This window comes from Enterococcus sp. S53 (assembly GCF_016516865.1).
In the GTDB taxonomy this organism is placed as follows: Bacteria; Bacillota; Bacilli; order Lactobacillales; family Enterococcaceae; genus Enterococcus_D; species Enterococcus_D innesii.
This window is the reverse complement of sequence record NZ_JACVUH010000002.1, coordinates 494,107-506,106: the sequence shown is the minus strand read 5'-3', so window position 1 is coordinate 506,106 and position 12,000 is coordinate 494,107. Positions and strand designations below refer to the sequence as shown.

Annotated in this window: 13 protein-coding genes and 1 pseudogene; 10 read left to right on the top strand and 4 right to left on the bottom strand. The window is 43.5% G+C overall.

Annotated elements, in window-relative coordinates; genetic code table 11:
• Both IAE45_RS05365 and IAE45_RS05360 read left to right on the top strand, forming a co-directional pair.
• Positions 1-433, top strand: a pseudogene (locus IAE45_RS05365) (C39 family peptidase); the annotation flags it as partial.
• Between the two features lie 21 nt (positions 434-454).
• Complete coding sequence (locus tag IAE45_RS05360; RefSeq protein ID WP_200125297.1) at positions 455-700, top strand: hypothetical protein; 246 nt, start codon at positions 455-457, stop codon at positions 698-700.
• Positions 701-720: 20 nt separating this feature from the next.
• On the opposite strand, the gene IAE45_RS05355 is transcribed toward IAE45_RS05360, so the two are convergent.
• The 4 genes from IAE45_RS05355 to IAE45_RS05345 all read right to left on the bottom strand — a co-directional run bounded on the left by IAE45_RS05355 (position 721) and on the right by IAE45_RS05345 (position 1,960).
• Complete coding sequence (locus tag IAE45_RS05355; protein WP_200125296.1) at positions 721-1,110, bottom strand: hypothetical protein; 390 nt, start codon at positions 1,108-1,110, stop codon at positions 721-723.
• 101 nt (positions 1,111-1,211) lie between these two features.
• Positions 1,212-1,481 (bottom strand): hypothetical protein, encoded by a 270-nt coding sequence (locus tag IAE45_RS05350; protein WP_200125294.1) that lies wholly within the window; start codon positions 1,479-1,481, stop codon positions 1,212-1,214.
• Positions 1,402-1,668, bottom strand: coding sequence for a hypothetical protein (locus tag IAE45_RS18850; protein WP_200125292.1), 267 nt, complete (start codon positions 1,666-1,668; stop codon positions 1,402-1,404). The genes IAE45_RS05350 and IAE45_RS18850 overlap by 80 nt, the downstream gene beginning before the upstream one ends.
• Before the next feature lies 1 nt (position 1,669).
• A complete protein-coding gene (locus IAE45_RS05345; protein ID WP_200125290.1) occupies positions 1,670-1,960 on the bottom strand; it encodes a DUF5960 family protein in 291 nt (96 codons plus the stop codon).
• Between the two features lie 808 nt (positions 1,961-2,768).
• On the opposite strand from IAE45_RS05345, the gene ilvD reads away from it, so the two are divergent.
• The 8 genes from ilvD to IAE45_RS05305 all read left to right on the top strand — a co-directional run bounded on the left by ilvD (position 2,769) and on the right by IAE45_RS05305 (position 11,991).
• Positions 2,769-4,457 (top strand): dihydroxy-acid dehydratase, encoded by a 1,689-nt coding sequence (gene ilvD / locus IAE45_RS05340; RefSeq protein ID WP_096742425.1) that lies wholly within the window; start codon positions 2,769-2,771, stop codon positions 4,455-4,457.
• Between the two features lie 2 nt (positions 4,458-4,459).
• The gene (ilvB, locus tag IAE45_RS05335) at positions 4,460-6,160 is read left to right on the top strand and encodes a biosynthetic-type acetolactate synthase large subunit (protein ID WP_200125288.1); all 1,701 of its coding nucleotides are present in this window, start codon (positions 4,460-4,462) and stop codon (positions 6,158-6,160) included.
• Between the two features lie 4 nt (positions 6,161-6,164).
• On the top strand, positions 6,165-6,641 hold the full coding sequence (gene ilvN / locus IAE45_RS05330) for an acetolactate synthase small subunit (RefSeq protein ID WP_077452643.1): 477 nt from the start codon (positions 6,165-6,167) through the stop codon (positions 6,639-6,641).
• Between the two features lie 50 nt (positions 6,642-6,691).
• Positions 6,692-7,681, top strand: a complete 990-nt coding sequence (ilvC, locus tag IAE45_RS05325) for a ketol-acid reductoisomerase (protein WP_077452642.1) — start codon at positions 6,692-6,694, stop codon at positions 7,679-7,681.
• 11 nt (positions 7,682-7,692) lie between these two features.
• On the top strand, positions 7,693-8,946 hold the full coding sequence (gene ilvA / locus IAE45_RS05320) for a threonine ammonia-lyase IlvA (protein ID WP_233618966.1): 1,254 nt from the start codon (positions 7,693-7,695) through the stop codon (positions 8,944-8,946).
• A 168-nt stretch (positions 8,947-9,114) separates the two neighbouring features.
• Complete coding sequence (locus IAE45_RS05315; protein ID WP_077452640.1) at positions 9,115-10,164, top strand: hypothetical protein; 1,050 nt, start codon at positions 9,115-9,117, stop codon at positions 10,162-10,164.
• Entirely contained in the window at positions 10,165-11,424 is a 1,260-nt protein-coding gene (locus IAE45_RS05310; protein WP_086292866.1) for a tetratricopeptide repeat protein, read from the top strand.
• A gap of 9 nt (positions 11,425-11,433) precedes the next feature.
• Positions 11,434-11,991: a YpiB family protein gene (locus IAE45_RS05305; RefSeq protein WP_200125284.1), complete on the top strand. Its 558-nt coding sequence runs from the start codon at positions 11,434-11,436 to the stop codon at positions 11,989-11,991.
• Positions 11,992-12,000: the final 9 nt, after the last annotated feature.

Here is a 12,000-nt window from a genome sequence, read left to right as displayed (position 1 = left end):
ATCAAAAGATAAAATTGGTGGTCTGGGTTATCGTATGCATGTTCAGTCGAACAATAAGTACAAAGGTGGGACATTGGGGTACGTCAAAGAAGGTGTTACAGCTGGGACAACCGGTAAAGCATTGCGTGCCGAGTGGCTCGAAGTTTTGTACGATGGAAAAGGATCGCCGATTGAAATAAATACCCATATTCAAAGAAAAGGGTGGCTTGGCTATCGCAAAGGATCCCAAGGTACCAAAGGAGAATCTTTGCGAATGGAAGCAGTCCGCATTCGTATCTGTGATACAGAATTGGCTAAGAAGTACAGTATTCAATATCGTGTCCACGTGCAAGGTATCGGATGGACTGGTTGGGTCAAAGATGGTGAAGTTGCTGGAACAACTGGTAAAGCCAAACGTCTCGAAGGTATTCAAATTAAATTGGTGAAAAAATAAAAACAAAGGAGATGAATTGTTATGACAACGCAAGAATTATTGAAAAAGATTGAATCTTTAGAAACGAGAATTGCTAGCCTAGAAAATGCTGAAACTATCATTAACCATATTAACAGTTATGAAGGGGATGCCAAAATTGAGGGTGGGAAGATACACATTAACGGAAAAACTGTGATTGATGATAACATAATCAATGGAAGAAAAATCAAAGTTAAAAGTTTGTCGGAAATTAGCTGTTTTTTAGGAGATATAGAAAAAGGGCATTAATTTCAGCCCTTTTTCTATATCTATGAGTCGAGTAGATTCTCTAACAGAAAGTCTAAATCATTAACTGTGAAATCAGATTTTGTCTTACTGAAAATAGGTTTATCAGATTCTAAATAAACACTATAGACATCTGGTTGCTTGACACCTGATACTTCCAAGAATATCTCAACTTTATTGTCAACTCTCTCAGCTTTAAGAGTTCTATTATCTATAGTAAAAGATGTCCATGCACTAAATTCAAAGCTATTCCTCATATTTATAAAAACGTCGTGCTTCGTATTTAATAATTGTCTATAAATTTGAGTCCAATAGTCGGATATTTCTTCTACTATAGAATTAAGCTTTTCTTGTTCTTGAGTAATAGCAGGATACTTTCTATTAAATGATTCAAAGAAATCGTTTTGACCCATGTTTTCACCTCCTTATCAGTATTTCAGCCGACCACTGACTGATAAGGAGATTATATTACTAAGTCCATACGAACAGAAAGAGAACGTAAAAAGCTCCTTACTCAATTAGAGTAGGAAGCTTTTTTCATTGCTTCAAATTCAATCATAATCTTCGTTTTGCCAAGAACACTATACTTCTTCACAACAAACTGTTTGCGATCGTTATACTCACCAGCAACCACAATTTGCATTCCCTCATCCACATCGGCTAGAAAGTTTAAACTATGCGCCGCAATCAAACAGTTCACATTATCAAGCGAGAACCGCACCAAAGGGGTCTTGCTCATCTTCAGTACTCGTATCTTCGATACATAGCCTTTCATCGAATTCATAACAATCGCCTCCATAAGTCTGTACATAATAGCGACAATCCGTTTTACCTAAAGTGACAGCAACATAAAACTCGACACATTTTGCGCCGAACAAAGCTTCCTGTGATTCAGAGATAGAGTCAGGAAACTCATTTGTAAATTCCGAAAGAGATAGGTAGCCTTGCTCATATTGACTGATTATGTTCATATCAGTTGCCGCCGGGTTTATACTTTTTTTTAGGATCGTATTTTCGGAGAATCTTTTCTTGTGTCCTAACGTGATCAAATAGATAGTTTTCTCCGTCTTTCTTAAATACATAAGCTAATTCTTCTGGGGAACCACTGTAGCTTGAGGGGACGGTAAAATAGGGTTTTCCGAAGTTCTCCATAGTTCTAACGAATTGATCGTATAATAGATGAGCTGGGCCCATTCGTTCGATGAATTCATAATAGTATCGTTCGAAAGCATATGTCTGTTGGTGCGCAAGTGGTATTTGCATATCAATCACTCCTTGCAAGAATTATACGAACGAACGTTCTCGTTGTAAAGCGAACACTAGATTAATTATTTAGATATTTATGCTATTTAAAGGGGCAAAAAAGGGGCATAAACTGTCCACTAGTCCATACCAGTCAAATATTTTTAACAGTATGTGATGTTAAATCTTCCTTATTTGATGCGAAAAAACACCAGTATATAGTAGTAAGGAAATGATTTAATTAAAAGACGCAGTGAAATAATTGAGTCTTGTAGAAACCCTTGAGTAATCAAGGGTTTTTTCTTTTACTTAAATATTGGTTGTTCCCATGCGGTTGTCATCTGGAAAGCAAGCAATCACATCTTATTGTCAGAAAATTCAAAATAATAGTTTGTTTTTCTTTTGATCTAAAAAAAACACTTAGCGCCAATGCTTACTCACATTTGGATATAATCACCCTTGATACAAAAGAGATCTTAACAAAAACGGGAAACCGATTAAATGACATCCAATGTTAGAATGGGCTTGATAGAATTGTCATTATTGAAAAAAAATTCAGAAAATTCGTTGACAAGTGTTTTTGCAAAGGGTATATTGGTAAACAATTACAAGAACGTTACTATTTCTAATGAAGGAGCCATTTTCTATGCGTAATTTTAATCAATATTTATTAGTCATTATTATTGATACCAGGACTTAGAACACGGAAGCAAAAATTATCCGTTTGTTTGAGTCCTATTTGCGTAAGTAAAATGGGATTCTGGCAAAGCATCCCAGTTTTTTATAACCGGGATGCTTTTTTTATTCCAAAATGCAGGAGATGATGAGTGTGAGAAGTGATCAAATTAAAAAAGGGATCGATGCAGCGCCAGCTAGGAGTCTGCTCTATGCCACAGGACAAGTTAAAAATATCCATGATATGAACAAACCATTTATCGCGATATGTAATTCCTATATCGATATCGTACCCGGACATGTGCATTTACGGGAGTTAGCAGATATCGCTAAAGAAGCGATTCGTGAAGCTGGCGGCATCCCTTTTGAGTTCAATACGATCGGCGTGGATGATGGCATTGCGATGGGACATATTGGCATGCGTTATTCGCTACCTAGCCGAGAATTGATCGCTGATTCTGCAGAAACCGTCATCAATGCCCACTGGTTTGACGGCGTATTTTATATCCCAAATTGTGACAAGATCACTCCTGGCATGATTTTAGCAGCGATGCGGACCAACGTACCAGGAATCTTTTGTTCCGGCGGTCCGATGAAAGCCGGCATTGATCCTCGGGGACATCAAATAACCTTATCTTCCATGTTTGAAGCCGTTGGGACGTACAAGACGGGTAATATGACAAAAGAAGATTTTGAGTTTATGGAACAAAATGCCTGTCCGACTTGCGGCTCCTGCGCAGGGATGTTTACTGCCAACTCGATGAATTGCCTCTTAGAAATCTTAGGATTGGCAATGCCAGGCAATGGCACGATCCTCGCTGTGTCTCAAGAGCGACGAGAACTAGTTAGACAAGCCGCCTTTAAGTTGATGGATCTTGTTGAAAAACAAGTCAAGCCTCGCGACATCGTGACCAAAGAAGCTATTGATGATGCCTTCGCTTTAGACATGGCGATGGGGGGTTCCACCAACACAGTGCTGCATACCTTAGCGATCGCCAATGAAGCAGAGATTGACTATGACTTAAGACGGGTCAATGAAATCGCTAAAAGAGTGCCTTATCTCTCAAAAATAGCGCCATCATCAGCCTATTCGATGCACGATGTCCATGAAGCTGGCGGCGTTTCGGCAATCATAAGGGAGCTTTGTGATATCGAGGGAGCGATTCATCCCGATCGACCGACTGTTACCGGTAAGACGTTACGAGAAAATGTCGCTGAAGCGAAGATCCACAACGAAGAAGTCATTCATCCCAAAGAAAACCCGTATAGTCCTGTGGGGGGGCTATCGATCTTGTACGGCAATATCGCCCCAGAAGGCAGTGTCATCAAGGTCGGTGGGGTCGATCCAAGTGTCCAAGTATTCAAAGGGAAAGCGATCTGTTTTGATTCTCATGATGAAGCAGTTGCTGCCATCGACAACCATACCGTACAAAAAGGACATGTTGTAGTGATCCGCTATGAGGGTCCGAAAGGAGGACCAGGTATGCCAGAAATGCTGGCGCCTACCTCAAGTATCGTTGGTCGTGGGTTAGGCAAAGATGTCGCCTTGATCACAGATGGCCGCTTTTCAGGAGCGACCCGAGGAATCGCGGTTGGCCATATTTCGCCAGAAGCTGCAGCTGGGGGCCCACTAGGGCTAGTCAACGACGGTGATGAAATCATAATTGATTTGCCAAATCGGACGCTAAATCTGCAAGTTTCAGAAGAAGAACTTGCCACGCGTGCGCAAGAACGACCAAAATTTCGTTCGAAAGTGAAGAAAGGCTGGCTTGCACGTTATACCGCTTTAGTGACCTCTGCGAATACGGGCGGGATTATGCGAGTACCTGATGAGGAGGAGTAGCAATGGAAAATATCGAGTATCAAGCATCGCATCTAAGGACTGGCGCGCAAGTGTTAGTGGACAGCCTGCAAGAGCAAGGCGTCGAGATGATCTTTGGCTATCCGGGTGGCGCCGTCTTACCGTTATATGACCAATTATATGATGCAGCGATTCCAAATATTTTGACGCGTCACGAGCAAGGGGCGATCCACGCCGCTGAAGGCTATGCCAAAGCTACTGGTAATGTGGGGGTCGTTTTAGTGACTAGCGGACCAGGTGCTACGAATGTTGTTACGGGCATTGCCGATGCCATGAGTGATTCCGTACCGTTGGTGGTTATCACGGGGCAAGTGGCCGTACCAGGAATTGGCAAAGACGCTTTTCAAGAAGCGGATATTCTAGGTATCACGTTGCCGATCACGAAACACAACTACCAAGTCCGCTGTGTCGATGAGTTGCCGAAAGTGATCGCTGAAGCCTTTCACATCGCTTCAACTGGTCGTAAGGGACCAGTTGTCATCGACCTTCCGAAAGATATTACCTTACAAGAAACCGCCGAAACCTGCTCGTTGCCGATCACAAGGAAAAGCTATCAACCGACTGCAGAGCCATCTCGTCTGCAAATCGAAAAATTGATGCAAGTTCTAGAAAAAGCACAGCGACCAGTGGTACTGGTGGGTGCAGGCGTGATCGCTGCCGAAGCTGCGGCTGAACTAAATGCATTTATTGCCAAGTACAAGTTGCCGACAGTCACAACGTTGCTCGGCTTAGGCTTGCTGCCAAGTGATCATCAATTTTTCTTGGGCATGGGCGGTATGCATGGCACCTATGCGGCGAACATGGCTTTATCGGAAGCCGATTTGATTATCAATATCGGCTCTCGCTTCGATGATCGTTTAGCAACGGCCGGCAGTCAGTTCGGCAAGCAGGCGATCGTTGCTCATATCGATATCGACCCAGTAGAGATCGGCAAGATCGTAGAAACTAAGATCCCAATCGTTGGCGATGCCAAGGCTGCTTTGCAACAAATGCTGCGCTATAAGCCAACAAGAGGAACATGGTCTGACTGGTTGGATCTATGCCAAAAACGGAAAAAGGAAAAACCTTATCGCTATGATCGCACTCAGACACAAGAAATCAAACCGCAAAAGGTCATCGAAGAAGTAGGACGTTTGACCAAAGGAGAGGCTTACGTCATTACCGATGTTGGGCAGCATCAAATGTGGGTCGCGCAGTATTATCCGTTTCGCTTTCCTAAACAATTGATTACCAGTGGCGGACTGGGCACGATGGGCTATGGGATCCCTGCGGGAATTGGTGTCCAATTTGCTCATCCAGAAAAAATGGTCGTGGTGTTTGTTGGCGATGGTGGATTTCAAATGACGAACCAAGAATTTGCGATTTTGAATGAGTATGGCTTGAATGTCAAATTTGTTTTGTTGAACAATCGTTCGTTAGGAATGGTCCGTCAATGGCAAGAAACCTTTCATGGCAAACGACGCTCTGCCTCTGTTTTTGCACAACAACCTGATTTTGTTAAACTGGCACAAGCTTACGGCATCGAAGGCTGTCGGATCGATGCCCCAGAGCAACTGGCAGATCAATTGGCAGCAGCTTTTTCTCAATCAGGACCGCAGCTGATCGAAGTAATGGTCTCGCCCTCAGAGCACGTGCTGCCGATGATTCCACCGGGGAAAGCCAATCATGAAATGATGGGGGTCTAAGGAGATGAAACGGGTATTAGCAGCAATCGTTCATAATGAAGCAGGTGTTTTGAGCCGCATTACGAGTGTCTTAAACCGCCGACAGGTCAATATCGAGAGTATCTCTGTCGGCACAACGGAACGGCCAGAATTTTCACGAATGACGATCATTGTCAACGTGAACGATTTGGCAGAAACAGAACAAGTGACTAAGCATCTGAACAAACAGATCGATGTCTTGAAGGTTTCTGATATCACAGAAATTCCTCATATCGAACGGGAGCTGGTGCTGATCAAAGTCAATGCACCAACTACCAGCCGCTCGGAGATCCAAGCAGTGATCGATCCGTTTCGAGCGCACATTGTCGATGTCGCACTGAAAACGATCGTTGTGCAAGTTGCCGGCGATACAAAAAAGGTAGAAGCATGCATCGAAGTTTTGCGTCCCTATGGGATCAAACAATTGGCACGAACAGGGGTCACGGGTTTTACAAGAGGGTAAGTGCAATTTTGAATTGCTTAAAATAAAGAAAGAATTCGGAGGAAACAAGTATGGTAAAAGTATATTACAACGAGGAAGTTACAGATAATCTAGGAGACAAGAAGATTGCGATCATCGGCTATGGCTCTCAAGGGCATGCCCATGCGCAAAATTTACGGGACACAGGCCATGAAGTCTTTATCGGCATTCGTGAAGGAAAGTCAGCAGAAGCTGCAAGAAACGACGGGTTCGAGGTCTTTCCAGTAGCCGAAGCCACACAAAAAGCGGACGTAGTCATGATCTTGGCACCCGATGAGATCCAAGGATCGTTGTATAAAAATGAGATCGAACCGAATCTTTCTGCCGGTAACGCATTGGCATTTGCGCATGGTTTCAATATTCATTTTGATGTGATCGCGCCGCCAAAAGAGGTGGATGTGTTTCTAGTTGCGCCTAAAGGACCGGGCCACTTGGTGCGCCGAACCTTTACCGAAGGGTTTGCGGTGCCAGCCTTGTTTGCAGTCTATCAAGATGCAACTGGCAACGCACAAGCGACAGCTTTATCTTATGCAAAAGGCATTGGTGCCACACGGGTCGGTGTTTTGGAAACCACCTTTAAAGAAGAGACCGAAACCGATCTCTTTGGGGAACAAGCCGTGCTTTGTGGCGGTTTGACCAGTATGATCGAAGCTGGCTTTGAAACATTGGTAGAAGCCGGGTACCAACCGGAATTGGCGTATTTTGAAGTTTGTCATGAATTGAAACTGATCGTTGACTTGATTTATGAAGGAGGCTTCAAAAAAATGCGCCATTCGATCTCAAATACGGCAGAGTATGGCGATTACGTTTCCGGTGCACGGGTGATCACCGCGCAAGCCAAAGAGAACATGAAAGCCGTATTGACAGATATCCAAAATGGTCAATTCGCGAAAGGATTCATTGAGGATAATCAAAATGGCTTCCCTGAATTCCATAAAATGCGTGAAGAAAACGGCAACCATCAAATTGAAAAAGTCGGTAGCGAATTACGGAAAATGATGCCGTTTGTTGCGAAAGATTAGAGGTGGCGCATTTGTTGGTGACAGTTTCTGCAATCGAACAAGCCTACGAGCGACTGCGGGGAGCAGTTAGTCATACACCGCTGCAATATGATCGCTTTTTATCTAAAAAATACCAAGCGACGGTTTTATTGAAACGAGAGGACTTGCAAAAAGTCCGCTCCTTCAAATTACGAGGTGCCTACTATGCGATCACCCAGGCAGATCCTGAACTAACTCGTCGTGGGGTCGTCTGTGCCAGTGCTGGGAATCATGCCCAAGGCGTTGCTTATACCTGTCAAGAACAGCAGATCCATGCGGTCATTTTCATGCCGACAACGACCCCGCAACAAAAAATCGCGCAAGTGCTCTTTTTCGGCGGTGACTACGTCAAGATCGAATTGGTGGGAGATACCTTTGATGCGGCGGCGCAGGCTGCCAAACAATTTGCCAAAGAAGAACAAATGGCTTTCATTGCTCCTTTTGATGATCCCAATATTATCGCAGGACAAGGAACAGTAGCTGTGGAAATGTTGGCTGATGCTGAAAAGAAACAAGTAACGATCGATTTGGTGGTGGCTGCCATTGGCGGTGGTGGCTTGATCAGCGGAACCGCAGCCTATTTGAAAGAAAAGCAACCGAAGATAAAAGTTGTTGGAGCAGAACCTGTAGGAGCGGCCTCGATGCAAGCAGCCTTTGATCACCAAGGACCGGTGGCTTTAGAGCATATTGAAACCTTTGTGGATGGTGCGGCAGTCAAACAAGTCGGAGCTCAAACCTATGCTCATGCCAAACGCTACGTAGATCAATTGGTAACGGTGGAAGAAGGTGCAATCTGCCAAACGATTTTAGAATTATACAGCAAACAAGCGATCGTCGCTGAACCAGCTGGTGCCTTGAGTGTGGCAGCCTTGGAGCTGATCAAAGAGCAAATCAAAGGCAAAACAGTCGTCTGTATTGTGAGTGGCGGCAACAATGATAGTTCCCGCATGGCTGAGATCGAAGAGAAATCACTGATTTATCAAGGATTGAAACATTATTTTATCGTCAACTTCCCGCAACGTCCCGGTGCGTTGAAGGAATTTGTTAGCCATGTATTAGGGCCTGATGATGATATCACGAGGTTTGAATATACGAAAAAAATCAATCGTGGAACAGGACCAGTAATGCTGGGAATCTTGTTGAAACACAAAAAAGATCTACCCGCATTACTGTCACGAATTGAACAGTTTGACCAAAACTATATCAACCTTCAGCAAAATCAATCACTTTACTCGCTTTTGGTTTAGAAAAAAACATGGTTTCCTTTGTAATAACAGGAAATCATGTTTTTTGTTTTTTGGCATAGAAAGATGGGACAAATCGGCGAAAAATACTTCCTAATGGTTAGCGATTTAGTAGGTGTTTCAGCGGCTTCTTGCTATAATAGTAAGTAGTAGCAACAAAGGAGTGAGCCGATGGAAGCTGTTTTTTACAGAAATGAGCAAGAAACTCAGATTTCTTACGGTGAAACACTGGCATCGGTCATGAAAGAACAGTCGATCGAGCCGCAACAGGTGATCATTTTGACGAATCAGCGTTATTATGACCGCTTTTCAGAAAAAGTAACACGCCTGTTTTTGCCGCGCGAGGTCAATTGGTATATTTGTACCAACCAAATGTATTGCAACAACTTTAGCGAATTTAAAGCCGCAATGGATTTCTTCGGTCGCTTTTCTAAGCAAGAGTCCTTGTTGATCGTCGGATTTGGGAATGAAGGTGTATTGGCACTGAGCAGTTTTATCCATGCGACTTCGGTTCTAACGACAAAGCTTTGGCTGATTCCCGTCTCCTTGCGGGCTTTAGCTAAAAGTGTCAAAGAAACAGCGATCGTTGTGAAAAAGCCAGATATCCCGATGTTGGAAAACCCTAACACACCACAATTTGTTATTTTCGATCAGACGATTGCCGAAAAGCAGATCGATGGGAAACTGGTGGACTTTTTGACCCTGATCCGTGGTGGCGTGCTTGCCGATAGCGATTTTTTAAAAGAGCTTTATCGAACGTATCCCAGTCATCAGGCGTTGATGAGACACTCATTGGCAGCATATACCAATCAGCTGATCCAATTGTATCAGCAGTCGGGCGGCGAATTGGAGGAGTTTGGGCAACTCTTTGCCGATGCTGCTTATCGAACGGAAAATGGTCACTTACTGTCTGATGCGATGAAATTGTTCTTTGGCTTTTTGTTTCATTTTATTTGGACAGTCCAGCAGCAGCAATTGACTGTCGATCTGCCGGTGTTTTGCCAATGGCTTGCCCGATTAGGCTTTCCTATCGAATTGCCCGAATCTTTTTCCTTAAGCGAGTATTTCAGCCATGTACTAGAATTGCAGCATAAAGAAAAAAAACTGTTATTTTTGGCAAAAGTTGGTACAATAGGGGGCAGAACAGAAATCGAGGAAAAAGATCTTGTCCAGACGATGGAGACTTATCAGCGATTAATCAATGAGATTCGAGGGGTCTAGATGGAAACTTATAGTGAAAAAATGTTAAAAGCACTAGCCGCAGAAGAGTTGGCTGAAGCACAATTGAATTTTACCGAAGCACTGCAAAAAGATGATGATGAAACACTCGGCGCTTTGGGCGATGAATTATTGCAGATCGGTTTTTTAGAAGAGGCAAAAACGTTATTTGAAACCCTGCAGCAGCGGCACCCTGAAAATGAAGCTTTGCTGCTTCCTTTAGCAGAAATTGCGATGGAAGAAGACCAGATCGAAACAGCCTTCACCTATATCGATCAAATACCACCAACGAGTGAAGCGTATCTGCAAGCCTTGTTGTTGAGTGCGGATCTCTATCAACTGATCGGTATCCCGGAAGTCAGTGAAGCCAAATTAAAAGAAGCGCAAAGCCTTGTGCCAGAGGAACCCTTGATTCGCTTTGCCTTAGCTGAGTTAGCTTTTTCAACGGATCGCTATCAAGAAGCTGTTGACCTTTATCAAGGATTGTTGGAAGAAGAAATTACGGATATTTCAGGAATCTCAATCGTTGAACGGACTGGGACTTCATTGAGTATGGCAGGTAAGTTTGAAGAGGCATTAGAATACTTTGAAGCAAGCTTAGAAGACGAACAGACGGATGAGCGTCTCTTTCAAACAGCTTTAGTCTATTTGCAGCTGAAGGAAAATGAACAAGCGATACGCTACTTGCAGCAGTTGCGGGTCATGAATCCCCAATACCGGGCCTTGTATCTCTATTTGGCTGAAGCATTGCAAGAAGAAGAGCAGCTGGAAGAAGCGCAACGTGTGATCGAGGAAGGAATTCATGAAGATCCATACCAAGTAGATTTCTATCATTTTGCTGCCGAGAATGCTTACCGACTTCATGACAGTGAAGCAGCCGAATCATTTTTACTTAAAGCACTGGAAACTGGTGAAAAAGAAGAGGATACGTTGCTGACCTTAAGTAATTTATACTTGAACGAAGAGCGCTGGCAAGAAGCAATCTTGGCGATCGAACGAATGGAAGACAATGAACAGCCTCACGCTCTATGGAATCTGGCGCAAGCCTTCAATGCGTTAGAAGATTTTGACAAAGCAGCAAAATATTACGAAGCAGCCAATGCTGATTTGCACCATGAACCAGCGTTTATGAAGGAATACGGCATTTTCTTACGTGAAGAAGGACGTTTGTCTGAAGCACTTCATTTGCTGCAACATTATTTGGCACACGAGCCAGGTGATTTAGAAGTACAGTCGATCGTGGAGGACTTATTAGAAAGATAGGTGAGAGAAATGAACGTCAATGTACAAGAAAAGAAAAAGTTTCTTAATTGGTTAGTTTCGACCGTTTCCTTCAGTCGTCGTGAAGTCTCTTGGGTGTTGAACTATCTGGCGAATCATGAAGCGATCTTGACCAATGTTCATTTTGTAGAAGGGGCCGCTGCAGCCAAACGAGGGTTAAGTGTCCGCAGTACGGAAATTGGAGGCGAACCCTTTGTCTTGAGTATCGAGGGACAGACCTTTTATGACATTGATCAGATTTTTCATGAGATTCGCATGAATTGGAAACAACCGTTGTATCTTGAATGTCTCTTCCCAGATTCTTGGTCGCAATCCCTATATTTAGCTGTTCTGGAAGACAATCCCTATGAACGGTGGAACGACCACTTGGATCAAGAAATGACCCAACATGTTACCCAGTACCTTGAAAAAGAAGAAGCAAAAACCAAAATCGATACCTTGTATCGGCAGATCGATCAAGCATTGGAAAACGGGGATCGTGATGCCTTCTTAGAACTTTCCGATGAAGTAAATCGGCACTTGCTCCAGCAAAAAGAAGAAAGCCGTTAACAAGCAAAA